The organism is Pseudomonas sp. GM74 (assembly GCF_000282455.1).
Taxonomy (GTDB): domain Bacteria; phylum Pseudomonadota; class Gammaproteobacteria; order Pseudomonadales; family Pseudomonadaceae; genus Aquipseudomonas.
In genome coordinates, this window is record NZ_AKJG01000044.1 from 33,439 (window position 1) to 55,364 (window position 21,926).

General features: G+C 60.1%; 26 protein-coding genes. 17 read left to right on the forward strand and 9 right to left on the reverse strand.

Features of this window, described 5'->3' with window-relative positions; genetic code table 11:
• Positions 1-210 precede the first annotated feature (210 nt).
• Positions 211-657 carry a MarR family winged helix-turn-helix transcriptional regulator gene (locus PMI34_RS19220; protein WP_008048396.1) on the reverse strand — a complete coding sequence of 149 codons (447 nt, stop codon included), beginning with the start codon at positions 655-657 and terminating at the stop codon, positions 211-213.
• 82 nt (positions 658-739) lie between these two features.
• Here PMI34_RS19220 and PMI34_RS19215 point away from each other — a divergent pair, with 82 nt between their 5' ends.
• Entirely contained in the window at positions 740-1,906 is a 1,167-nt protein-coding gene (locus PMI34_RS19215) for an aminotransferase-like domain-containing protein (RefSeq protein ID WP_008048397.1), read from the forward strand.
• A gap of 114 nt (positions 1,907-2,020) precedes the next feature.
• Here PMI34_RS19215 and PMI34_RS19210 read toward each other — a convergent pair whose 3' ends face one another.
• The 5 genes from PMI34_RS19210 to PMI34_RS19190 form a co-directional block, all read right to left on the reverse strand.
• The gene (locus PMI34_RS19210; RefSeq protein ID WP_008048398.1) at positions 2,021-2,392 is read right to left on the reverse strand and encodes a glutathione S-transferase N-terminal domain-containing protein; all 372 of its coding nucleotides are present in this window, start codon (positions 2,390-2,392) and stop codon (positions 2,021-2,023) included.
• A 104-nt stretch (positions 2,393-2,496) separates the two neighbouring features.
• Positions 2,497-3,042 carry a GTP cyclohydrolase I FolE gene (gene folE, locus PMI34_RS19205; protein ID WP_007988130.1) on the reverse strand — a complete coding sequence of 182 codons (546 nt, stop codon included), beginning with the start codon at positions 3,040-3,042 and terminating at the stop codon, positions 2,497-2,499.
• A gap of 77 nt (positions 3,043-3,119) precedes the next feature.
• On the reverse strand, positions 3,120-3,677 hold the full coding sequence (locus PMI34_RS19200; protein WP_007974913.1) for a Smr/MutS family protein: 558 nt from the start codon (positions 3,675-3,677) through the stop codon (positions 3,120-3,122).
• Between the two features lie 78 nt (positions 3,678-3,755).
• Positions 3,756-4,076: a hypothetical protein gene (locus PMI34_RS19195; RefSeq protein ID WP_008048404.1), complete on the reverse strand. Its 321-nt coding sequence runs from the start codon at positions 4,074-4,076 to the stop codon at positions 3,756-3,758.
• A gap of 131 nt (positions 4,077-4,207) precedes the next feature.
• Positions 4,208-4,798 carry a cysteine hydrolase family protein gene (locus PMI34_RS19190; protein ID WP_008048405.1) on the reverse strand — a complete coding sequence of 197 codons (591 nt, stop codon included), beginning with the start codon at positions 4,796-4,798 and terminating at the stop codon, positions 4,208-4,210.
• A 238-nt stretch (positions 4,799-5,036) separates the two neighbouring features.
• Between PMI34_RS19190 and prmB the strand changes: the two genes are divergently transcribed.
• The gene (gene prmB, locus PMI34_RS19185) at positions 5,037-5,945 is read left to right on the forward strand and encodes a 50S ribosomal protein L3 N(5)-glutamine methyltransferase (protein ID WP_008048406.1); all 909 of its coding nucleotides are present in this window, start codon (positions 5,037-5,039) and stop codon (positions 5,943-5,945) included.
• Positions 5,946-6,073: 128 nt separating this feature from the next.
• On the opposite strand, the gene PMI34_RS19180 is transcribed toward prmB, so the two are convergent.
• Both PMI34_RS19180 and PMI34_RS19175 read right to left on the reverse strand, forming a co-directional pair.
• On the reverse strand, positions 6,074-6,865 hold the full coding sequence (locus PMI34_RS19180) for a hypothetical protein (protein ID WP_008048407.1): 792 nt from the start codon (positions 6,863-6,865) through the stop codon (positions 6,074-6,076).
• 88 nt (positions 6,866-6,953) lie between these two features.
• Entirely contained in the window at positions 6,954-7,952 is a 999-nt protein-coding gene (locus PMI34_RS19175; protein ID WP_008048408.1) for an alpha/beta hydrolase, read from the reverse strand.
• An 83-nt stretch (positions 7,953-8,035) separates the two neighbouring features.
• On the opposite strand from PMI34_RS19175, the gene aroC reads away from it, so the two are divergent.
• The 5 genes from aroC to mtnC are packed head-to-tail and all read left to right on the forward strand — an operon-like array spanning position 8,036 to position 12,179.
• Positions 8,036-9,127: a chorismate synthase gene (gene aroC / locus PMI34_RS19170; protein ID WP_008048409.1), complete on the forward strand. Its 1,092-nt coding sequence runs from the start codon at positions 8,036-8,038 to the stop codon at positions 9,125-9,127.
• 29 nt (positions 9,128-9,156) lie between these two features.
• On the forward strand, positions 9,157-10,308 hold the full coding sequence (locus PMI34_RS19165) for an MFS transporter (RefSeq protein ID WP_008048415.1): 1,152 nt from the start codon (positions 9,157-9,159) through the stop codon (positions 10,306-10,308).
• Positions 10,305-10,925, forward strand: coding sequence for a methylthioribulose 1-phosphate dehydratase (locus tag PMI34_RS19160; RefSeq protein WP_008048417.1), 621 nt, complete (start codon positions 10,305-10,307; stop codon positions 10,923-10,925). Before PMI34_RS19165 ends, PMI34_RS19160 begins: the two co-directional genes overlap by 4 nt.
• Positions 10,926-10,945: 20 nt before the next feature.
• On the forward strand, positions 10,946-11,491 hold the full coding sequence (locus PMI34_RS19155) for a 1,2-dihydroxy-3-keto-5-methylthiopentene dioxygenase (protein WP_008048419.1): 546 nt from the start codon (positions 10,946-10,948) through the stop codon (positions 11,489-11,491).
• 4 nt (positions 11,492-11,495) lie between these two features.
• Positions 11,496-12,179 (forward strand): acireductone synthase, encoded by a 684-nt coding sequence (gene mtnC / locus PMI34_RS19150; RefSeq protein ID WP_008048421.1) that lies wholly within the window; start codon positions 11,496-11,498, stop codon positions 12,177-12,179.
• Between the two features lie 118 nt (positions 12,180-12,297).
• Here mtnC and PMI34_RS19145 read toward each other — a convergent pair whose 3' ends face one another.
• On the reverse strand, positions 12,298-12,576 hold the full coding sequence (locus tag PMI34_RS19145) for a DUF3509 domain-containing protein (protein WP_008048423.1): 279 nt from the start codon (positions 12,574-12,576) through the stop codon (positions 12,298-12,300).
• A gap of 356 nt (positions 12,577-12,932) precedes the next feature.
• Here PMI34_RS19145 and PMI34_RS19140 point away from each other — a divergent pair, with 356 nt between their 5' ends.
• From PMI34_RS19140 to PMI34_RS19095, 10 genes are all read left to right on the forward strand, one after another.
• A complete protein-coding gene (locus PMI34_RS19140; protein WP_008048425.1) occupies positions 12,933-14,771 on the forward strand; it encodes a long-chain-acyl-CoA synthetase in 1,839 nt (612 codons plus the stop codon).
• Positions 14,772-14,868: 97 nt separating this feature from the next.
• Positions 14,869-15,387: an ankyrin repeat domain-containing protein gene (locus PMI34_RS19135; protein WP_008048426.1), complete on the forward strand. Its 519-nt coding sequence runs from the start codon at positions 14,869-14,871 to the stop codon at positions 15,385-15,387.
• 121 nt (positions 15,388-15,508) lie between these two features.
• Positions 15,509-16,039 (forward strand): hypothetical protein, encoded by a 531-nt coding sequence (locus PMI34_RS19130; RefSeq protein ID WP_008048428.1) that lies wholly within the window; start codon positions 15,509-15,511, stop codon positions 16,037-16,039.
• A gap of 80 nt (positions 16,040-16,119) precedes the next feature.
• A complete protein-coding gene (locus tag PMI34_RS19125; RefSeq protein WP_008048434.1) occupies positions 16,120-16,311 on the forward strand; it encodes a PLD nuclease N-terminal domain-containing protein in 192 nt (63 codons plus the stop codon).
• Between the two features lie 254 nt (positions 16,312-16,565).
• Positions 16,566-17,441, forward strand: coding sequence for a polyamine aminopropyltransferase (speE, locus tag PMI34_RS19120; protein ID WP_008048435.1), 876 nt, complete (start codon positions 16,566-16,568; stop codon positions 17,439-17,441).
• A gap of 134 nt (positions 17,442-17,575) precedes the next feature.
• Positions 17,576-17,809: a hypothetical protein gene (locus tag PMI34_RS19115; RefSeq protein WP_008048436.1), complete on the forward strand. Its 234-nt coding sequence runs from the start codon at positions 17,576-17,578 to the stop codon at positions 17,807-17,809.
• Between the two features lie 210 nt (positions 17,810-18,019).
• A complete protein-coding gene (locus tag PMI34_RS19110) occupies positions 18,020-18,364 on the forward strand; it encodes a ribonuclease E inhibitor RraB (RefSeq protein WP_007971898.1) in 345 nt (114 codons plus the stop codon).
• A gap of 368 nt (positions 18,365-18,732) precedes the next feature.
• Complete coding sequence (locus PMI34_RS19105; RefSeq protein ID WP_008048437.1) at positions 18,733-20,142, forward strand: circularly permuted type 2 ATP-grasp protein; 1,410 nt, start codon at positions 18,733-18,735, stop codon at positions 20,140-20,142.
• Between the two features lie 12 nt (positions 20,143-20,154).
• A complete protein-coding gene (locus PMI34_RS19100; protein WP_007971901.1) occupies positions 20,155-21,105 on the forward strand; it encodes an alpha-E domain-containing protein in 951 nt (316 codons plus the stop codon).
• Complete coding sequence (locus PMI34_RS19095; protein WP_008048438.1) at positions 21,102-21,911, forward strand: transglutaminase family protein; 810 nt, start codon at positions 21,102-21,104, stop codon at positions 21,909-21,911. The genes PMI34_RS19100 and PMI34_RS19095 overlap by 4 nt, the downstream gene beginning before the upstream one ends.
• Positions 21,912-21,926 lie beyond the last annotated feature (15 nt).

Sequence of the window (21,926 nt, forward strand, 5' to 3'; positions counted from 1 at the left end):
AATAATGTTTTTGATTTTGTCGACGAAAAGTTTGGCTTTAGGGATATATCGCCTGTTTCGGCCCCTTCGTCGGAACGCCGCCCGGGGCAAGCCCGCTCCCACAGGAAAACCGGTCAGGCACAAGATTTGTGGACACCATCAATCACTGTGGGGGCGGGCTTGCCCGCGAAGGCGTCGGTTCAGCCACTACAAATCCAGCAGATTGAATACTCAGTCTGCCGACAACCGGCTTTGCCCCAACGCCAGATTCACCGCCAACCACCCATTCACCGCCGTCTCCCCAGCCTCGGCAAACACCCGCTCCAGCAATTTCACCTGCTCACGCCTCAATGCCTGCTCAAACCGCGCACCTTCAGCTGTCAACTCCAGCAGACGCTTACGCTTGTCCGTCTCGGACGCGACGCTGTCGACCAGATGCATCTCGAGCAATTGCCGCAACGGCATGTTCAACGCCTGCTTGCTCACGCCGAGCAACGCCAACAGCTCCTTCACGCTCAGGTTCGGATAGCGGGCGATGAAAAACACGATGCGCTGATGCACCCGACTCAGGCCGCGACGTTCGAGCATTTCATCGGCCTTGGCGGTGAAGGCCTGGTAGCCAAAGAAAAACGCCTCCATGGCCTGCTGCTGGGATAGCGGGTTTTTAAGGTCAAGCATATTGACGTATCCGTTCGAGTAAGCGTAATTTCGGTCAACAAGTTTGACTCATTTTCCACATGCCTCGCTACCGGTGATCCCCATGGCTTTTTCCGAACGTGTCTCACGCCTTAAAAGTTCTTTGATCCGTGAAATCCTCGCCGCGGCCCAGCGTCCGCAGATGATGTCGTTTGCCGGCGGTCTGCCGGCCGAAGCCATGCTGCCAAAAGTCGATTGGGCCGGGATGCCAGTTTCCATGGGTCAATACGGCATGAGCGAAGGCGAGCCGGCACTGCGTGAAGCGCTGGCCGCCGAGGCGCGAGCGTTGGGAGTGGCCTGTGAGGCGAGCCAGGTGCTGGTGGTCAGCGGCTCACAGCAGACCCTCGACTTGGCGGCCAAGCTGTACATCGACAAGGGCACCGAAATCCTGCTCGAAGCGCCGACTTATCTGGCGGCGTTGCAGATTTTTCAGCTGTTCGGCGCTGATTGCCTGACCGTGCCGCTGGAGGCCGACGGCCCGAACCTGATGGAGCTACGCGCTCGCCTGGAGCAGCACAGCCCGGCCTTCATCTACCTGATCCCGACCTTCCAGAATCCATCGGCGGTGCGTTACAGCGAAGCCAAGCGCGACGCGGTGGCGGCATTGCTCGATGAATTCAGCGTGACACTGATTGAAGACGAGCCTTACCGCGAACTGACCTTCGACGGTGGCAGCGCCACGCCGATTGTCAGCCGCTTGAAGAAGGCCAGCTGGATCTATACCGGGACGGTGTCGAAAACCCTGTTGCCGGGATTGCGCATCGGCTACCTGATCGCCAGCCCGGACCTGTTTCCCCATCTGCTGAAACTCAAGCAGTCGGCTGATCTGCACACCAATCGGGTCGGCCAGTGGCAGGCACTGCAATGGATCGGCACCGAGAAATATCAGCGACACCGCAGTGAATTGCGCGATTTTTATCGGGGCCGTCGGGATGCGTTTCAGGCTGCACTGGAAACTCATTTCTCCGATCTGGCGGACTGGAATGTGCCCCAGGGCGGGCTGTTTTTCTGGTTGAAACTCAAGCAGCCGCAAGACACCCGCACCTTGCTCAATGCCGCGCTGGCCAACGATGTGGCGTTCATGCCGGGCGAGCCGTTCTTCCCCGATCCGGACAAGCATCACGGCTATTTGCGGTTGAACTTCAGCCACATTGACCCGGCGCGACTGGATGAAGGGCTCAAGCGGCTGGCGGCGGTGGTGCGACAGGCGCAGGCGGCACAAGCGGCCTGAAAACAAATAAACCGGCGCAAGGGCCGGTTTATTTTTGTCTGAGTCATGTGTCGTTTTAGCGGGCCCCATCGCTGGCAAGCCAGCGATGGGGCCATCAGCAACACCACAGCAACATCAGGCTGCCGCGAAACGCTTGTCCAGATAATCAATGATCACCTTGGACTCATACATCCAGGTGGTCCGGCCATTCTCTTCGATGCGCAGGCACGGCACCTTGATCTTGCCACCTTGCTCCAGCAAGGTCTGGCGATCCTGTTCATTGTTCTTCGCATCGCGAAGGGCCACCGGCACATTCAGGCGGCGCAGGGTGCGGCGGGTCTTCACGCAGAACGGACAGGCGTGGAATTGATACAGGGTCAGACCCTTGGCGGCGGATTCGACCTGGACCTGAGCGGCGGCAGGACGCTTCATCTTGCTTGGGCGAGTGATGAAGTCGATGAAAATGATCAGTTGGCCAAGGCCGACACGAAGCGCTTTTACGAACACGTTGAAAGCCTCACGGTGCAAACGAAGAAGGGCGCGCAGCTTACCTGATTTTTTGCAGGTGAAAAAAAACCGGCGATGAATGCCGGTTTTCTTCGTGCGGCGAATTACTTGATGAGGCTGAGGAATTCACTGCGGGTGGCGGCGTTTTCGCGGAACTCACCGAGCATCACCGAGGTGATCATCGTCGAATTCTGCTTTTCCACGCCGCGCATCATCATGCACATGTGCTTGGCCTCGATCACCACCGCAACGCCCAGGGCACCGGTGACTTGCTGGACCGCATCGGCGATCTGGCGGCTGAGGTTTTCCTGGATCTGCAGGCGACGGGCGTACATATCGACGATCCGCGCCACCTTCGACAGGCCCAGCACCTTGCCGCTCGGGATGTAGGCGACGTGAGCCTTGCCGATGAACGGCAGCAGGTGGTGTTCGCACAACGAGTACAACTCGATGTCCTTGACCAGCACCATTTCGCTGTTGTCGGAGCTGAACAGGGCACCGTTGGTGACCTCTTCCAGTGTCTGTTCATAGCCGCGGCAGAGGTACTGCATGGCTTTGGCGGCACGTTTTGGCGTGTCGAGCAGGCCTTCGCGGGAAACGTCCTCGCCGAGCTGGCCGAGGATCGCCGTGTAATTCTGTTCCAGGGACATGAAACTACCTGTGGGATTTTACGCAAAGGGCAAGGGTACGGTGACGGACACGACGCTGCAAGCGTGACGCGTCAGCTTTACTCGTCGCGACCTTCCATCATGGTGCGTTTGAGCATCACATATACGGCGCCGGCACCGCCATGTTTCGCCTGGCACGAGGTGAAGCCGAGCACCTGTGGATGCTGGCGCAGCCAGGTGTTGACGTGGCTTTTGATCATCGGCCGCTTGCCGTCCAGGCGTACCGCCTTGCCATGGGTGACGCGCACGCAGCGGATTTCGAATCTGGTGGCTTCGGCCAGGAACGCCCAGAGGGTTTCCCGGGCTTTTTCCACGCTCATGCCGTGCAGGTCGAGGCTGCCTTCGAACGGAATCTGTCCGATCTTGAGCTTGCGCATCTGGCTTTCCTGCACGCCATCGCGAGCCCACATCAGTTCGTCTTCAGGGCCGACGTCGATGACGAACTGATCGGACAGCCCGTCAACGGTGGTGGATTCGGTGCGTACGGTTGCCGCTTGACGCAGCTTGGCAATCTGCGCGCGATCAGCCTTGGGTTTGCCGGTTTCGGCGCGATCATGCTTGATCGGCTTGACGCCTTGGATCGCGCTCTTGAACAGGGAAAAATCGTCGTCTTGCATGTCAGCCTCCGCGAAGGGCGGCCAGTTTACCCAACTCGAAGCGAATCGGGCGCGACAAAAACGCGCGCGACGCCAGGCTCAGTCGTGTTTTTTCATCAGGTGCGGCGACATGGCCAGTTCCCGGGACTGGCGCGAGCGACGACGGCAACGGCGCCACAGCCAGACACCGAGGTACAGCACGAACAGGCCGATGGCCAGGATCACGGCAGCACCGGTGCGGCTGGTGTTCAATTCACCCAGGGCGGGTGCGTGGCCGAGCAGGCTGGCGGCACCGGCCATGGCGAGCAACACGCCACACATCGCCAGCAACGCCGCGAACGTCGCGCCGATTCGAAAACGCCAGTTGCTTTGCCCTTTGGGCCGCAAGCGGCGAGCGTCAAAACCATCGGATAACTTCATTCCGACCTTCCTCAATGGGTATCGGCCCTTCGACCGGGAGTTGACCGGGATGTTCCTGAGGCTAAGACAATTACGGCAAATGGGAGGCTTTTGCGGATGAGCGGCGTTCCAGGCCGCTCATTGAGCGTCGATCAGATCAGCTCACGGGTCAGCGCGAGGGTGGCGAAGTTGTCGCCCATGATCGCCATTTCCGTCTGATGGACGTGTGCGGCACTCAGCACGCCGCCCTTGTAGGGCAGGTCGCGGGTGGCGCAGGCGTCTTCCACCAGGGTGCAGCGAAAGCCCAGGTTCTTGGCGGCGCGCACTGTGGTGCTGACGCTGGAGTGACTCATGAAGCCGCAGACGATCAGGTCAAGGGCGCCAAGGTCTTCCAGGCGTTTTGCCAGTTCGGTGCCGTGAAACGCGCTTGGCAACAATTTGCCGATGACGGTTTCATCGCTCTGTGGCTCCAGGCCCGGAATGAACTCACCACCTACGCCCTGGGGGTTGAACAGCCCGCCGAGCGTACCGAGGTGGCGGACATGCACGATCGGCCGGCCGGCGGCGCGGGCAGCCTCGAGCAACTGCTTGATGTTCGCGACAGCTTCATCTATGCCGCTCAGGGCCAGGGGACCGCTGAGGTATTCTTTCTGGGCATCGATGATGACCAGGGTGGCATGGCTCAGATTGGCCGCTGCATAACCGCGGCCGCTGAGTTGAAACATCGTTTTTGGAACAGACATTCTGGGGCTCCTTGGAGTGGGGCTTTTGCGCCATTGTCCTCTGGCTGAGCGGTTCTGTGAATCGCTACGATCGTAGGTGCCGTCGTTGCTGGCCTGTAGCCTTGTCAATAGTCACGTTTTGTTCAAGAGCCTGGCGAAAAAATGGATAACTCCTACATTTGAATCGGTAGTTTCCCGCGTCGTCGTGACGTCGTTTGACTGGTAGAATCTCCCGTCGATTTTTCTGGAGTTTGCCGTCGTGATCACTTCCCGCCTTCGTACCCTGCGTGACCATATCCGTTGGGCCGTCAGCCGCTTCCATGGGGAGGATCTGTTTTTCGGCCATGGTACTGACAACGCCTGGGACGAAGCCCGGCAATTGGTGTTGGGCGCGCTGCACCTGCCGTGGGAAATCGCCGACAGCTATCTCGACTGCAATCTGGAAGAGGACGAAGTGGTTCACCTGCAGCTCTTGCTCAAGCGTCGCATCGAGGAGCGGGTGCCTACGGCGTACCTGCTGGGCGAGGCCTGGTTCTGCGGCATGTCGTTCATCGTCGATGAGCGTGTGCTAATCCCGCGTTCACCTATCGGCGAGTTGATCGAAAACCGGTTTACCCCGTGGCTGGCCACCGAGCCTGCGCGGATTCTCGACCTTTGCACCGGTTCCGGTTGCATCGGCATCGCCTGCGCCTACGAGTTCCAGCATGCCGAGGTGGTGTTGGCGGACCTGTCGTTCGAAGCACTGGAAGTGGCCAATCAGAACATCGAGCGCCATGGCGTCGATGAGCGCGTGTACACGGTGCAGGGCGACGGTTTCGAGGGTTTGCCGGGTCAGCGTTTCGACCTGATCGTGTCGAACCCGCCCTACGTTGATGCGGAAGATTTCGCCGACATGCCGGACGAATACCAGCACGAACCGGAACTGGGCCTGGCCTGCGGTGATGACGGTTTGAACCTGGTGCGACGCATGCTCGCCGAGGCGGCGGATCATCTGACCGAGAAGGGCTTGCTGATTGTCGAAGTGGGCAACAGCCAGGTGCACGTCGAGGCGTTGTACCCGGAAGTCGACTTCGCCTGGCTGGAGTTCGAGCGTGGCGGCCATGGTGTGTTCATGCTGAGCGCGCAGCAATGCCGTGAGCATCAGGCGTTGTTTGCTTCCCGCGTCTGACTTCCAAAAGCTTCGCGAGCAAGCCCGCTCCCACATAGGATTTGTGTCTGACTACAAATCTTTTATCGATAACAATCGAGTGTGGGAGCGGGCTTGCTCGCGAATGGCGGCACCGCGGTCTTGAACCTTTACCGGTGCGTGGCAATCCAGATCAACAATCCCGCCTGAAACACCGCAAACGCCACCAGGCAGGTGATGGTGAATCGCAGCCCGGCGTCTTCGCGTTTGTACTTGCTGACTTTCTCTTCGTGTTTCTTGAGTTTGACTTCCTGCTCGGCCAGGTTCTGCTCGGCTTGCTGGAGCATCTGCGCCGCCTCGAGAATCTCCACGACCTGCAGTTTTTCACTGTTCCAGTCGCCAGAGAGGTCGCCGACCTTGACCGGCTTGACGCTGCCTTTCAAATGCTGGGCATCGGCATACGCCACGTCGAAACCGTGAACGCGCAAAAAATGATCGCGGCGCAGGCGAGTGTCTTCGTTCAGTGCATCCTTGTTGTTCAGGTCAAAGCCGTCGACGGTGTAGGTCGGCCAGCGCTTCTTCGCCCAGTTGATGCCTTGGGCCGCCATGAATCGGCCGATGCCACGGTTCAGCGGTTCGACCTGCAAGCCGCTTTCCGGTCCGAAATGCACGCGTTTTTCGGCGTGATCGACCCACACATCCAGATGATTCTGTTCCTTGCGCACGCGCTGGCCGGGCAGGGTGATGCTCATGCGCATCAGGCTGTGCGCTTTGTCGTTGCGTTCGGCATAGCCTAATTCGACAAAGCGCAATGGGCGCCCGCCGGTGTTGCGGTCAGTCTGCAGCGGCGCCAGACGGAGCATCTTGTGGTGCTCGGCGTGGACGTCCGCCCAGGGCAGCTCGACCGCTGGCGGTGCGTCTTTTTCAGCGCTGGTGTCGGGTGAAGTCTGGGTGTCAGTCATAACGGCGAGATCCTGTCCAAGCTCAGCTTGTCGCCAACCAATGTGTTGGCGACAAAGGCTTATCGGCCGTTTTTTTCAAGACTGGAGGTTAACTGGCGCGAAGTCCGTCAATAAAACCGAGGATTCGCGTGCCCAGTTCCGCCGCCAGGGGCAACTGCGGGTCCTTATAGGAGGCCATTTGGCGTTTGACGTCGTTGGGCACGATGCGCATGACGTGGTTCATGCCCTCGATCAGCGCCAGTTCGGCGTCCGGTTTGGCCGCCTTGAGCAACCTTGCGTCATTGACGCCGACCTGGATGTCGTTGCTGCCCTGGATGATCAGCGCCGGCATCTTCAGCTTGGCAAACGCCGTGGCCGGGTCCTGGCGGAACAGGGAAATCAGGTAAGGCTGCACACTCGGGCGGAAAATCGCCTGCAAGGGTGGCGGCACATTGTCGTCGGGTTTCCCGGCCTTGAGGCTGTCGAGCAATTCATTGCTGCGCAGCATCAGCGGTGGCGGCAGGCGATTGCCCAGTTGCTCGCGAATGACCTGATCCACCGGCCTTGCGCTGCCGGAGATAGAAATCACCGCGTCGGCATCGATATCCGGCGCAGCGAGGCTGGCGATCAAGGCGCCTTCGCTGTGACCCAGCACGATCAGTTGGCCGAAACGCGGATCGGTCTTGAGCTTGCGACCCCAGGCCTGTGCGTCGGCCACGTAGGCTTCCACCGTCAGGTTGCGTTCATCCGGGGTCGCCGCCAGGCTCGCGGCCACGCCACGCTTGTCGTAACGCACGCTGGCGATGTTGTGTTTGGCCAGCACCCAGGCCAGGCGCTTGAGGCTGTCATTGCGCCCGCCGTCGGTGTTGTTTCCGTCACGGTCCGTAGGGCCGGAACCGGAAATGATCAGCACAACCGGCACTCGATTGTCGGATTTTGGCAGCAACAGCGAGCCGAAAAGCTCGCCGGTGCCCGTATCCAATGTGATCGGTCGTTGCAGGACAGTCGCCTGGGCGAAGCCGGAAATCAGGGTAAGGCTCAAGGCTAGAACTCGCAGCATCATCGCGCCATCATCAAGAAGATGCCGGTTGGACTCACAGGCACCCATAAGGTTCGAGGATGAACTACTTGGGTAGCCTGCGTATACTGGCGCGCATTACGTATTCAGGTTCATTTCACGGAGCGTCCTGCATGTCCGGCAATACCTACGGCAAGCTGTTCACTGTCACCACCGCGGGCGAAAGCCATGGCCCGGCGTTGGTCGCCATTGTCGATGGCTGCCCGCCGGGGCTGGAGATATCCCTTGAGGATCTGCAGCGTGACCTGGACCGCCGCAAGCCCGGCACCAGCCGCCATACCACCCAGCGCCAGGAAGCCGACGAAGTCGAAATCCTCTCCGGTGTGTTCGAAGGCCGCACCACTGGCTGCCCGATCGGCCTGCTGATCCGCAACACCGACCAGAAGTCCAAGGACTACTCGGCGATCAAGGACCTGTTCCGTCCGGCCCATGCCGACTACACCTACCACCACAAGTACGGCGAGCGCGATTATCGCGGCGGCGGTCGCAGCTCGGCCCGGGAAACCGCCATGCGCGTGGCTGCAGGCGCGATTGCGAAAAAATACCTGGCCAGCCAGGGCATCGTCATTCGTGGCTACATGAGCCAGCTGGGGCCGATTGAAATCCCGTTCAAGACCTGGGAATCGGTCGAGCAGAACGCCTTCTTCAGCCCGGACCCGGACAAGGTGCCGGAACTGGAGGCCTACATGGACCAGTTGCGCCGCGACCAGGATTCGGTCGGCGCGAAAATCACCGTGGTGGCCGAGGGTGTGATGCCGGGCCTGGGCGAGCCGATCTTCGACCGCCTCGACGCCGAACTGGCCCATGCGCTGATGAGCATCAACGCGGTCAAGGGCGTGGAAATCGGCGCCGGCTTTGCCAGCGTCGCCCAGCGCGGCACCGAGCACCGCGATGAAATGACCCCGGAAGGTTTTCTCAGCAACAACGCGGGCGGCATTCTCGGCGGTATTTCCTCCGGTCAGCCCATCGTTGCGCACCTGGCGCTGAAGCCGACGTCGAGCATCACCACGCCGGGCCGTTCCATCGACATCCATGGCAACCCGGTGGAAGTGATCACCAAGGGCCGTCACGACCCGTGCGTCGGTATCCGCGCCACGCCGATTGCCGAGGCGATGATGGCCATCGTGCTGATGGATCACCTGCTGCGCCACCGTGGGCAGAACGCCGATGTGCGCGTGAGCACGCCGGTGCTGGGTCAGCTGTAAATGGCTGACATCATGGTCGCAGCCGTCTGATGGCGACTGCGGCGCTCCCGTACTGGCGGCTCTCCAGTTTCTATCTGTTCTATTTCGCCTTGCTCGGTTCGACAGCGCCGTTCCTGGCGCTGTACTTCGATCACCTGGGTTTCAGCGCCGCGCGCATTGGCGAGCTGGTGGCGATCCCGATGCTGATGCGCTGCGTGGCACCGAACATCTGGGGCTGGCTGGGCGACTACACCGGTCGGCGACTGACCATCGTGCGCTTCGGCGCTGTGTGCACGATGCTGACCTTTTCGCTGATTTTCGTCAGCAAGACTTACGCCTGGCTGGCGATGGTCATGGCCTTGCATGCGTTCTTCTGGCACGCGGTGTTGCCGCAGTTCGAAGTCATCACCCTGGCGCACTTGCAGGGGCAGACCTCGCGCTACAGCCAGATTCGCCTGTGGGGCTCCATCGGATTCATCATCACCGTGGTCGCGCTGGGCCGCTTGTTCGAATGGCTGAGCCTGGACATCTACCCGGCGGCGCTGGTGCTGATCATGGCCGGCATCGTGCTTAGCAGCCTGTGGGTGCCCAATGCCCAACCGGCGCCGGGCAACCGGGTGACGGGGGAAGGATTCCTCAAGCAACTGCGCAGCCCCGGCGTTTTGGCGTTTTACGGCTGCGTGGCGCTGATGCAGATGAGCCACGGGCCGTATTACACGTTCTTGACGCTGCATCTTGAGCACCTGGGTTACAGCCGGGGCGTGATCGGCATGCTCTGGGCCGTTGGCGTGGTGGCCGAAGTGTTGATGTTTTTGGCCATGAGCAAGATCCTCGCGCGGTTTTCCCTGCGTCGGGTGCTGATGGCGAGTTTTCTGCTGGCGGCGTTGCGTTGGCTGTTGCTGGGTTCGCTGGCGGAGTTTCTCTGGGTGCTGTTGTTTGCCCAGGTATTGCACGCGGCGACATTCGGCAGCTTTCACGCCGCTGCCATTTCATTCGTGCAACGTAGCTTCGGGGCGCGCCAGCAAGGCCAGGGCCAGGCGCTGTATGCCGCATTGGCCGGCACTGGCGGTGCGTTGGGCGCTTTGTATTCCGGCTACAGCTGGAATGCCCTCGGCGCGGAATGGACCTTTAGTATTGCCAGTCTCGCAGCCGTCGCGGCTGCCGTTATCATTGCCACTCGTATGCAAGAGGACAGGCCATGAGCCTTACCCGTGAACAACTCGCCCAGGAAATCATCGACGCCGGGCGTTTTCTGTATGGCCGCGGCTGGTCGCCGGCCACCAGCAGCAACTACTCGACCCGCCTGTCGCCGACCGAAGCCTTGCTGACCGTCTCCGGCAAGCACAAGGGGCAACTGGGTATGGACGATGTGCTGGCCACTGACCTGTCGGGCAACAGCCTGGAGCCGGGCAAGAAACCGTCCGCCGAAACCCTGTTGCACACCCAACTCTACAACTGGCGCCCGGAGATCGGTGCCGTGCTGCACACCCACTCGGTGAACGCCACCGTGCTGTCACGCCTGACGCCGCAAGACTTCATCGAGTTCGAAGACTACGAACTGCAAAAGGCCTTCAGCGGTGTGACGACCCACGAATCCCGGGTGCGGGTGCCGATTTTCGACAACGACCAGGACATTGCGCGCCTGGCCGCCAAGGTGCAGCCTTGGCTCGACGCCCATCCCGATTGCGTCGGCTACCTGATCCGTGGCCACGGCCTGTACACCTGGGGCGCGCGCATGAGCGATGCCCTGCGGCAGATCGAGGCCTTTGAATTTTTGTTCGAGTGCGAGTTGAAGGTGCGCTCGCTCTTTAAAGCATGAACCGTTAAGGAGTTGCCCTGATGAGCAGCCTGTCCGTCTATCACGTCTCCAGCCCTGAAATTCCCAACAAGGTGCTGACCCATTTCGAAGACATCGTCTCGACCCTGGCCGAGCAGGGCGTACGTTTCGACCGCTGGCAAGCGGCGGCGAAAATCCAGCCGGGTGCCAGTCAGGAAGAAGTGATCGCCGCCTACCGGGAGCAGATCGACCAACTGATGACCGAGCGCGGTTACGTCACTGTCGACGTGATCAGCCTCAACAGCGATCACCCGCAAAAAGCCGAATTGCGCGCCAAGTTCCTCAACGAACACCGCCATGGCGAAGACGAAGTACGATTTTTCGTCGCCGGTCGTGGCCTGTTTACCCTGCACATCGACGATTACGTCTACGCGGTGCTGTGCGAGAAAAACGACCTGATCTCGGTGCCGGCCGGCACCAGGCACTGGTTCGACATGGGCGAACATCCGCATTTCGTCGCGATCCGTCTGTTCAACAACCCGGAAGGCTGGGTGGCCAATTTCACCGGCGAAGACATTGCCAGCCAATTCCCGCGACTGGAGGACTGAGTCGATGCCGATCAAAGCGATTCTCACCGACATCGAAGGCACCACCAGCGCGGTGAGTTTTGTGTTCGACGTGCTGTTCCCCTATGCCGCCAAACACTTGCCGGCGTTTGTCCGTCAGCACGCCGAACGCGCCGATGTGGCGGAGCAACTGGCTGCCGTGCGCCACGACAGCAACGAACCGGACGCCGACGTCGAGCGGGTCATCGAGATCCTGTTGGGCTGGATCGCTGAAGACCGCAAGGCCACGCCGTTGAAAGCGTTGCAGGGCATGGTCTGGGAACAGGGCTATCAGACCGGGCAACTGAAGGGGCACGTGTACCCGGACGCCGTTGACGCGCTCAAGCGCTGGCATCGGGACGGCTTTCAACTGTTTGTTTATTCGTCCGGTTCGATCCAGGCCCAGCGGCTGATTTTCGGCTGCTCGGAGGCGGGGGATCTGACGCCGCTGTTCAGCGGTTATTTCGATACGACTTCGGGGCCAAAGCGCGAGGCGCAGTCCTACGTCAACATCACCCAGGCGATCAACCTTGAGGCGGGGAAGATTCTGTTTCTGTCGGACATCGTCGAGGAACTGGATGCCGCGCGCGCAGCAGGCATGTCCACATGCGGGCTGGCCCGTGAGGGCGGCGAACTGGCGGGGCATGTCACCGTGGACAGCTTTGCGCGGATAAATCCCGCTAGTTTCTAAACGCCACAAAACCTGTGGGAGCGGGCTTGCTCGCGAAAGCGGTATGTCAGTCAACATCAACGTTGAATGACACTCCGCTTTCGCGAGCAAGCCCGCTCCCACAGTTTTATTTACCGTTTTACAGCGAGTGATAAGTCGGCAAGGCAAACCGTTGCTGGCTCTGCAGCATGGAAATCTGCGGCAGTTCACTGGCTTGTTCGGCGAGGTCGCGGCGAATCGCGCTGATGACCCACGACAGTTGATCGCCATTGTGCAATTGCTGGTAGGAAATCGAGCGCTTGAACACTTTGCCTTCGCCGCCGCTCAGGGTCAGCAGGATCCCACCGTCGGGGCGGTCCTGGGTGGTGACTTCGAAGTTGGCGAACAGGGACGAAAATTTTTCCTGAATCAGGTTCATGTCTTTCAGCTCCGTTGGCTCTTGAATGGCAAGCATACGGAGAGGGTTGCAGTGATTGTGCCAGCCTTGGTTGTTTGTAAATAATCTTATAAAACAGCAAGTTGGTATCTTTGGTGATTTTTGCTTTCGTGCATTCTGCATGAACGGCCATCGTGCATCCTGCATTTTGCGAGGTCGTTCGGCACTTCGATGGAACCATTGTGTGTGCGGGGGTTCACGATTGGCCCGGATCAATCGCGGATCAAGATCGCAGATACAAAACATTTCAAAAACCGCGTGTACAGCTCAAGAACCGTTGACGTATTTTCGGGCTCAGTCATCGCAGCCCGACAATAAAAAGATCGAACGGGAGCATCATGAGCCGCACGTCGAACGACACGATTACCTGGAGCATGATGCTCCGCAAGCTGCCTTCCATCGCCAAGGCCATCCCCCGGGTGGTAAAGGGCATGAAGGCGGCCAACGTCAAGGACCCGGCCCAAGCGTGTGGTTTGGGCTGGAGTTTCGAGCAAGCCACGTTGCGCAACCCGGATGGCCCGGCGCTGTTGCAAGGCGACGTAACGCTCAGTTACTCCGAAGTCAACCAATGGGCCAATCGAATCGCCCATCACCTGATCGGCCAAGGCATCGGCAAGGGTGATGTGGTGGCGGTCTTCATCGAGAACCGCCCGGAACTGCTGGTGACGATTCTGGCGGTGGCCAAGGTCGGCGCGATCAGTGCGCTGCTCAATACCTCGCAGACCCGCGATACCCTGGTGCACAGTGTGAATCTGGTGGCGCCGGTGGCGATCATTGTCGGCGAGGAACTGGTCCCGGCGTACCTGGCGGTGCGTGACCGGGTGTCGATCAAGGCTGACCGAACCTGGTTCGTCGCCGATCAGGACACCTCGCGCCAACCGGGTATCGCGCCTGAAGGTTTCGTCAACCTGATGACCGCCAGTCTCGACGACGCCAGCGACAACCCGGCCAGCAGCCGGCAGATTTTCTTCGACGATCCCTGTTTTTATATCTACACCTCGGGCACCACGGGGCTGCCCAAGGCTGGCGTGTTCAAGCACGGACGCTGGATGCGCAGCTCGGCGAGCTTCGGCATGATCGCCCTGGACATGCGCCCCGAGGATGTCGTCTATTGCACCTTGCCGCTGTACCACGCCACGGGCCTTTGCGTGTGCTGGGGTTCGGCCGTCAGTGGTGCCAGCGGGTTCGCCATCCGTCGCAAATTCAGCGCCAGTCAGTTCTGGAACGACGCGCGCAAGTACCGGGCAACCACCATCGGTTATGTCGGCGAATTGTGCCGCTACCTGGTCGATCAACCGCCCAGCGCCGACGACAGCCGGCACGATGTGAAGAAAATGATCGGAAACGGCTTGCGTCCCGGTGCCTGGAACGAGTTCAAGACCCGCTTTGCGGTCAATCACATCTGCGAGCTGTACGCCGCCAGCGACGGCAACATCGGTTTCACCAACATTCTCAATTTTGATAACACCATCGGTTTTTCCCTGATGTCCTGGGAACTGGTCGCGTATGACCATGACAGCGGCGCGCCGATACGTCAGGCCAATGGCCTGATGCGCAAGGTTGCCAAGGGCGAGCAGGGGTTGTTGCTGGCAAAAATCGACGACAAGGCGCCCCTGGACGGCTACACCGATCCGCAGAAAACCGCCAAGGTCGTGCTTGAGGATGTGTTCGAAAAGGGTGACCGCTACTTCAACACCGGCGACCTGTTGCGCAACATCGGCTTCGGGCATGCGCAGTTTGTCGACCGCCTGGGCGACACCTACCGCTGGAAAGGCGAAAACGTCTCGACCACGGAGGTTGAAAACATCCTCCTGCAACACCCGCTGATTTCCGAAGCCGTGGCCTATGGCGTGGAAATCCGCAACACCAATGGCCGGGCCGGGATGGCGGCGATCACTCCTGCCGAATCCCTGGCAACCCTGGACTTCGGTGAGCTGCTGGCCTTCGCCCGCGAGCAAATGCCGGCCTATGCGGTGCCATTGTTCCTGCGGGTGAAAGTGAAAATGGAAACCACCGGGACTTTCAAATATCAAAAGACCCGACTTAAGGACGAGGCCTTCGATCCGGCTAAAACCGGCGATGACCCGATTTATGCCTGGCTGCCGGGGACGCAGACTTACGTGCAGGTCACGGAGCAGTTGTTGTCCGATATTCACGGCGGCAAGTACCGCTATTGAATCTGGCTATGGCGGCCCATGAGAAAAAACAAGTGACAGTGCCGGGGGCGCTCGGGAAACTGTCGGCTTTTACGAATGACAGAAAAGGGAGTGCCCAATGTCAGACAAAAGCCGCCAGATGACCCCCGAAGAAGCCGCTGAATTCACCGAACAGGTATTCAACAAGGCACGGGAGGGCGATGCGGCGATGATGGCCGCGCTGCTGACCAAGGGTTTGCCGCCGAACCTGCGTAACCACAAGGGCGATACCTTGCTGATGCTGGCCGCGTATCACGGTCATGTGGACACGGTAAAAGTCCTGCTGGAGCACAAGGCCGACCCGGAGATCCGCAACGACAACGGCCAGAGCCCGATTGCCGGCGCCGCCTTCAAGGGCGACCTGGCGGTGATCAAGGTCTTGGTCGATGGCGGTGCCCAGATTGAAGGTTCGTCCTTCGATGGCCGCACGGCGCTGATGATGGCGGCGATGTTCAACCGCGTCGAAGTGGTCGACTACCTGATCAGCAAGGGCGCCGACCCGAAAGCCAAGGACGCCAATGGCATCACCGCGCTGGAAGCGGCTAAAACCATGGGTGCTTCCGATACGGTTGCGCAGCTGGAAAAACTGCTGGGTTGACGTTGAGCCCTGTGGAGAGGGGGAGTGTGGCGAGGGATTGCATCGCCACAGGTCCGCATTTCACTCATTAATGCGCTATCCTTCGCGCCCTCAAAATTCACCTCGCTACAGGATCCTCCCCATGAAAGCCGCACTCGTCGAACTCATCAGCAAAATCAGCTCCGGGTGCATGGGCGAAGACGAAATCCTCAAGGTCGCGGACGAAGCGGCCCAGGCCTACGCCGATCCCGAGGCTTTCCTGACGGCCAATCCGGACATCAACTACGACGAAACCTTCCCGATCCCGCTGGGTGAGTGGGTGGTGGTCGGCAGCCTGCCGGAAACGGTACTGTTCCAGGCTGACACCTACATGGACCTGTTCGCGCAGATCGTCGCCTCGTTCGGCCCGGGTGTGGAGTTCAATCTCAAGCCCAAGCAACTGGCCAAGACCGAAGCCCTGACCGCGCTCAACCGCATCCAGGTGCAGATGAGCAGCATGAACAAGGAAAACGGTGGCTACACGCTGATGAACTTCAGCCAGTTGCTCGATGACGAGTTGCAGGTGGTCCTGGTCTACGGCAATGACCTGCCACGTGTGCTGGAATTGTGCGCCGAAGTCGGCATCGCAGCCGCGCCCTCCCTGGAAGCCCTGAAAGTGGCGATCCACGTCTGATCCAGACACTGTCAATAAAAAGGAATCCTCGTGGCGACCGTCTATCCTGAGGGGGCATTTCACTCTTTGGGAGCGTCACCATGGGTTCCACGTTCAACAGCCTGGTTGCCTTGATCATTTTTGTCCTGGATATCTGGGCAATCATCAATGTCTTCAAAAGTAGCGTCGAGACCGGGATGAAAATCCTCTGGGTACTGCTGATCGCGCTGTTGCCGGTGCTGGGACTGATCATCTGGGCCATTGCCGGACCGCGGGGCAACGTCAAACTCTGAACAGGCGACACTGAACCTGTGGGAGCGTGGCTTGCCCGCGATGCAGACGCCTTGGTCTGTCGGATGCACCGCGGTGATTTTATCGCGGGCAAGCCACGCTCCCACAGGATTGTGGAATGCTGATCGAACTGAGGTTCGACCTGTCATGTTCCGCGACGTAGAATGCGCGCCTTTCCCGGTCATTCGAGACGAACGAATGGCCATCATGGGCGGGTAACCGTCCGTTGCCACCCGCATTCATCGGAGCACTTCCCATGAGCAACACCCCGACCAGCGACTACCTGGAAACCCTTTACGAAGGCTACGGCCAGCGTTTTCGCATGGAAAAACTGCTGCACGAAGTGCGCACCGACCACCAGCACCTGGTGATCTTCGAGAACCCGCGCATGGGCCGGGTCATGGCACTGGATGGCGTAATCCAGACCACCGAAGCCGACGAATTCATCTACCACGAAATGCTCACCCACGTGCCGATCCTCGCCCATGGCACCGCCAAACGCGTGCTGATCATCGGCGGCGGTGACGGCGGCATGTTGCGTGAAGTGGCCAAGCACCGCGGCGTCGAACACATCACCATGGTCGAGATCGACGGCACCGTGGTCGACATGTGCAAGGAATTCCTGCCGAACCACTCCAAGGGCGCATTCGATGATCCACGCCTGAACCTGGTGATCGACGACGGCATGCGTTTCGTCGCCACCACCACTGAAAAGTTCGACGTGATCATTTCCGACTCCACCGACCCGATCGGACCGGGTGAAGTGCTGTTTTCGGAAAACTTCTACCAGGCCTGCCACCGTTGCCTGAACGAAGGCGGCATTCTGGTGACCCAGAACGGCACGCCGTTCATGCAGATCGAAGAAGTGAAGACCACCGCCGGCCGCCTGCGCAGCCTGTTCCCGGACTGGCACTTCTACCAGGCCGCCGTGCCGACCTACATCGGTGGCTCGATGACCTTCGCCTGGGGCGCCACCAATACCGCTTATCGCAAGTTGTCCCGCGAAACCCTGCAACAGCGCTTCACGGGCAGCGGCATCGTCACCCGCTACTACAATCCTGAAATCCACATCGGCGCCTTCGCCTTGCCGCAATACGTGTTGCAGGCAGTGAACAAGCCAAGCAACGACTGATCTTTCAGTCCACGCACCAACCCTGTGGGAGCGGGCAAGCCCGCTCCCACACTGAATTGCGGCGGAACAATTAGCCAGCTATCAAGGTCGAGATAGATGTAAGCCCATCCATGGGTTTTATCGAGGAGGCACCAATGCAAAAGTGGAGAGTCACTTTCGTGGATGACCATGGCGAAACCATCAACGAAGTCTTTGAGTGCACCGAGCGCCCGGACTACGAGCGCGCCGCCAAGCTCATCAAGGCCCGGTTGCTTCCTGTCGCCGCCGAACTGGATCTGAACGATCTGGAAGGGCGGACCGCCGATGCGTGCGTCAAAGAGCTCAAGTCCCAGAACAGCATTCAAATACTCGGCATTACTCCAATCTGAACGACACCTGTCGCATTCACATCCAGACCTTGGCAGAGGCTCTATCTTGAGGCTACTCTGCAAGCGAGATCAGCGAATGAATCGCTAAGGTCTGGTCTTGTCAGCTCCATGCTTGTTTCCCGCCGGCACATCGGTTGCCGTCGCTCGCGCTGTTCGGTTGCGGGCGAGGGAGTACGGAAAGTCTATCCATCGTTTTGAGGAGGACGTTTCATGAGCACAGCCTATCAAGAAGACATCAGCAGCAGCGTGCTGCGCCGCATGAAAGAAGGCGGTTTTGACTTTTCACGGTTTCACCCCATCGAGTTCTACGCCATTTTCCCGGACGAGGAGCGGGCACGCAGGGCGGCAGGTCATTTCCACCGTGGTGAATCCCTGGATGCTCAAGTCAGTGTGCGCGACGACGGCGCCTGGGCGCTGGAGTTGTGCAAGGTCATGTATGCCACCTACGACGATATCGGCGACTTCGAACAGGGTTTCGAAGCAGTGGTCGAGCCTCTGGGCGGCATCATCGAAGGCTGGGGTGTGAAACAGGAGGTACGAGGGCGACTCGCATAACCTTATGAACAGTGACAACCAGAAATGACGGCTGACCTTCGGGTTGGCCGTTTTCATTTGCGGGCGTTGGACACCTGCAAAAAAAAGCCGCCAGGGCAGGCGGCTAAAAGGGAAGTCCGGTGAGCTTTTCAGCGAATGCCTGGATTATCCGCACCCGTTGTCGGGCAGTGAAATCAACTCTGGCTATGCTGGTGATAGGCGACCACCACGCCTTGCAATGAAGCGGGGGCGATCAGGTTGGGGCATTTACCGCACAGGATTGGTGCGGTGCGTGCGCGTTGATTATCCAACCGATTGAAATCTAAGCGTTTATGCCGCTGGCACGGGCCTTGCGAAGGTCTGGACGTCCGAGTGACAAGGAGTACGGCATGATCCGCACCTATTTTGATGAGATGTACGATGCCGGCGGCCAGGTCCGCCCGCATTATCGGGAGTTTGCCCGTTGGCTGGCCGAGACGCCTGACGAGCTTCTGGCACAACGGCGACGCGAGGCCGATCTGCTGTTTCATCGCGCCGGGATTACTTTCACGCTCTACGGGGACGAGCAGGGCACAGAACGCCTGATCCCCTTCGACACCATCCCCCGCAGCATCCCCGCCAGCGAATGGCGGATTGTCGAACGCGGTTGCGTCCAGCGGGTCAAGGCGTTGAACATGTTCCTCGCCGATCTCTACCACGAGCAGCGCATTATCAAGGCCGGCATCATTCCGGCCGAGCAGGTGCTGGCCAACGAGCAGTACCAGTTGGCGATGCAAGGGCTGGATCTGCACCGCGATATCTACTCGCACATCTCCGGCGTCGACCTTGTGCGCGACGGCGACGGCACCTACTACGTGCTCGAAGACAATCTGCGAACACCGAGCGGCGTCAGCTACATGCTCGAAGACCGCAAGATGATGATGCGCCTGTTCCCCGAGCTGTTCGCGGCGCAACGCATCGCCCCCATCGACCACTACCCGAACCTGCTGCTCGACACCCTGAAAAGCTCAAGCCCGATCGATAACCCGAGCGTGGTGGTGCTGACGCCGGGGCGCTTCAACAGTGCGTTCTTCGAACATGCGTTCCTGGCGCGGGAAATGGGCGTGGAACTGGTGGAGGGCGCGGACCTGTTCGTGCGTGACGACAAAGTCTACATGCGGACCACCGACGGGCCGAAAGCGGTCGACGTGATTTATCGTCGACTCGACGATGCGTTCCTCGATCCTCTGGCGTTCAACCCGGAATCGATGCTCGGCGTGCCGGGGCTGCTGTCGTCCTACCGTTCCGGCAACGTGGTGCTGGCTAATGCCATCGGCACGGGGGTAGCGGACGACAAGTCGGTGTATCCGTTCGTTACCGACATGATCCGTTTCTACCTGGACGAAGAACCGATCCTGAAGAACGTTCCTACGTGGCAATGCCGTAATCCGTCTGAGCTTTCCCACGTACTGGCCAATCTTCCAGAACTGGTGGTCAAGGAAACCCAAGGCTCCGGCGGGTACGGAATGCTGGTGGGGCCGGCGGCGACGGCAGCGGAAATCGAAGCCTTCCGCGCGCGGATCATCGCCAAGCCCCATGCCTATATCGCGCAACCGACGCTGTCGCTGTCGACCTGTCCGACCTTTGTCGAAAACGGCATTGCGCCACGCCATATCGACTTGCGGCCGTTTGTCCTGTCGGGTCGTGAAACCCGGGTCGTGCCCGGCGGCTTGACCCGTGTTGCCCTGCGCGAAGGCTCCCTGGTGGTCAACTCCTCCCAGGGCGGCGGAACCAAGGACACCTGGGTGGTCGAGGATTAAAGGAAGCCTGTCATGTTAAGTAGAACTGCCTCGGATCTGTATTGGATGTCGCGTTACCTGGAGCGGGCGGAAAACCTCGCACGGATGCTCGACATCAGCTATTCGCTGTCGCTGATGCCGCAGGACGGACGTGGCGACGGTTTGCACGAACTGGCCATGCCGCTGTTGATCACCGGCACCCTGGACGATTACCTGGAGCGCCATGGTGAGCTGCATGCCGAACGGCTGCTGCATTTTTTCGCCCTGGATGCGGCCAACCCGGCGAGCATCTACAGCTGTCTCGGTGCCGCACGGGCCAGCGCCCATGCGGTGCGTGGGCGTATCACCGCCGACATGTGGGAAAACATCAACGCCACCTGGCTGGAAATTCGCGGCATCGCCGAACAGGGCCTCAGTCGCTACGGCATGAGCCGTTTCTGCGAGTGGATCAAGGAGCGTTCCCACCTGTTCCGGGGCGCGTCCTACGGCACCATCATGCGTAACGATGCGTTTCGCTTCATTCGCCTGGGGACCTTTATCGAACGGGCGGACAACACCTTGCGCCTGCTCGATGCCCGCTACGAAATGGCCGGCGACCAGGCCGAAGCGGTCAGCGATGGCACCGCTCACGCGTATTACCAATGGAGCGCGTTGCTGCGGGCTTTGTCGTCGTTCGAGGCCTATACGGAAATCTACCGCGACGCTCCCGGCGCCCGGCATGTCGCCGAGTTGCTGTTGCTGCGGGCCGATGTGCCGCGATCCCTGCGCGCCTGCACCGAAGAAATCGACCAGATCCTCGCGCAATTGCCGGGGGCCAACGGTCGCCCCGCACAACGCCTGGCGGCAGAAATGGACGCACGCCTGCGCTACACCGGCATCCATGAAATTCTCGAAGAAGGCCTGCACGCCTGGCTGACCGAGTTCATCCCGCTGGTGCGCCAGTTGGGTAACGCGATTCACAGTTCTTATCTGGAGGCCGCATGAGACTTTCCATTAGCCACGAGACCACCTATCACTACGAAGACAAGGTGCGGGCGAGCATCCAGTACCTGCGCCTTACTCCCCACGACAGCGAGCGCCAGCACGTGCTCAGCTGGCAGCTCGACCTGCCGCGTCCGGTGCGGGCGCAGCTCGATCCGTTCGGCAACATCCTGCATGTGCTGACCATGGACGAGCCCCACGAGGCGATAATCATCGGCGCCCGTGGCCAGGTCGATATCGACGAATGGCGTGAGGCCGAGCACGAGAGCCAGTCGGCGCTGCCGTTTCTGCGCTTTACCCGTTTGACCGAAGCCGACGCCGCTCTGCGTGCGTTCGCCGAGAAGGAGTGCAAGCAACGCCGCGATCGCACGGCGCTGATCGATCTGATGCATGGCCTCAACCAGCATATGACTTACACGCCGGGCTCCACGGAAGTGGATACCAGCGCGGCCCAGGCCTTTGCCGGACGCGCCGGCGTGTGTCAGGACCACACCCACGCGTTTCTCGCCTGCACCCGCAGCCTGGGCATTCCGGCTCGATATGTGTCGGGCTACCTGTACAGCGAAAACAGCGAACACCTGGCCAGTCACGCCTGGGCCGAAGCCTGGCTGGATGACGCCTGGTACAGCTTCGACGTGACCAATGAACTGGCTCGGCCGGAACGCCACCTGAAACTGGCGGTGGGCCTGGATTACCTGGATGCTTGCCCGGTGCGCGGGATGCGCCGGGGCGGAGGGTGTGAGCAGATGCACGCCAAGGTGCTGGTCTCACCGACGCCCGCGCCGGTGATTTCAGTGCAGCAGCAGTAGGCGGGATACCAAAGA

Excerpts from the sequence above, each read along its gene's own strand:
- PMI34_RS19220 (WP_008048396.1), bottom strand. The coding sequence starts at position 657 with ATGCTTGACCTTAAAAACCCGCTATCCCAGCAGCAGGCCATGGAGGCG.
- PMI34_RS19215 (WP_008048397.1), top strand. The coding sequence starts at position 740 with ATGGCTTTTTCCGAACGTGTCTCACGCCTTAAAAGTTCTTTGATCCGT.
- folE (WP_007988130.1), bottom strand. The coding sequence starts at position 3,042 with ATGTCCCTGGAACAGAATTACACGGCGATCCTCGGCCAGCTCGGCGAG.
- PMI34_RS19200 (WP_007974913.1), bottom strand. The coding sequence starts at position 3,677 with ATGCAAGACGACGATTTTTCCCTGTTCAAGAGCGCGATCCAAGGCGTC.
- PMI34_RS19195 (WP_008048404.1), bottom strand. The coding sequence starts at position 4,076 with ATGAAGTTATCCGATGGTTTTGACGCTCGCCGCTTGCGGCCCAAAGGG.
- PMI34_RS19190 (WP_008048405.1), bottom strand. The coding sequence starts at position 4,798 with ATGTCTGTTCCAAAAACGATGTTTCAACTCAGCGGCCGCGGTTATGCA.
- PMI34_RS19180 (WP_008048407.1), bottom strand. The coding sequence starts at position 6,865 with ATGACTGACACCCAGACTTCACCCGACACCAGCGCTGAAAAAGACGCA.
- PMI34_RS19175 (WP_008048408.1), bottom strand. The coding sequence starts at position 7,952 with ATGGGTGCCTGTGAGTCCAACCGGCATCTTCTTGATGATGGCGCGATG.
- aroC (WP_008048409.1), top strand. The coding sequence starts at position 8,036 with ATGTCCGGCAATACCTACGGCAAGCTGTTCACTGTCACCACCGCGGGC.
- PMI34_RS19165 (WP_008048415.1), top strand. The coding sequence starts at position 9,157 with ATGGCGACTGCGGCGCTCCCGTACTGGCGGCTCTCCAGTTTCTATCTG.
- PMI34_RS19160 (WP_008048417.1), top strand. The coding sequence starts at position 10,305 with ATGAGCCTTACCCGTGAACAACTCGCCCAGGAAATCATCGACGCCGGG.
- PMI34_RS19155 (WP_008048419.1), top strand. The coding sequence starts at position 10,946 with ATGAGCAGCCTGTCCGTCTATCACGTCTCCAGCCCTGAAATTCCCAAC.
- mtnC (WP_008048421.1), top strand. The coding sequence starts at position 11,496 with ATGCCGATCAAAGCGATTCTCACCGACATCGAAGGCACCACCAGCGCG.
- PMI34_RS19145 (WP_008048423.1), bottom strand. The coding sequence starts at position 12,576 with ATGAACCTGATTCAGGAAAAATTTTCGTCCCTGTTCGCCAACTTCGAA.
- PMI34_RS19140 (WP_008048425.1), top strand. The coding sequence starts at position 12,933 with ATGAGCCGCACGTCGAACGACACGATTACCTGGAGCATGATGCTCCGC.
- PMI34_RS19135 (WP_008048426.1), top strand. The coding sequence starts at position 14,869 with ATGTCAGACAAAAGCCGCCAGATGACCCCCGAAGAAGCCGCTGAATTC.
- PMI34_RS19130 (WP_008048428.1), top strand. The coding sequence starts at position 15,509 with ATGAAAGCCGCACTCGTCGAACTCATCAGCAAAATCAGCTCCGGGTGC.
- PMI34_RS19125 (WP_008048434.1), top strand. The coding sequence starts at position 16,120 with ATGGGTTCCACGTTCAACAGCCTGGTTGCCTTGATCATTTTTGTCCTG.
- speE (WP_008048435.1), top strand. The coding sequence starts at position 16,566 with ATGAGCAACACCCCGACCAGCGACTACCTGGAAACCCTTTACGAAGGC.
- PMI34_RS19115 (WP_008048436.1), top strand. The coding sequence starts at position 17,576 with ATGCAAAAGTGGAGAGTCACTTTCGTGGATGACCATGGCGAAACCATC.
- PMI34_RS19110 (WP_007971898.1), top strand. The coding sequence starts at position 18,020 with ATGAGCACAGCCTATCAAGAAGACATCAGCAGCAGCGTGCTGCGCCGC.
- PMI34_RS19105 (WP_008048437.1), top strand. The coding sequence starts at position 18,733 with ATGATCCGCACCTATTTTGATGAGATGTACGATGCCGGCGGCCAGGTC.
- PMI34_RS19100 (WP_007971901.1), top strand. The coding sequence starts at position 20,155 with ATGTTAAGTAGAACTGCCTCGGATCTGTATTGGATGTCGCGTTACCTG.
- PMI34_RS19095 (WP_008048438.1), top strand. The coding sequence starts at position 21,102 with ATGAGACTTTCCATTAGCCACGAGACCACCTATCACTACGAAGACAAG.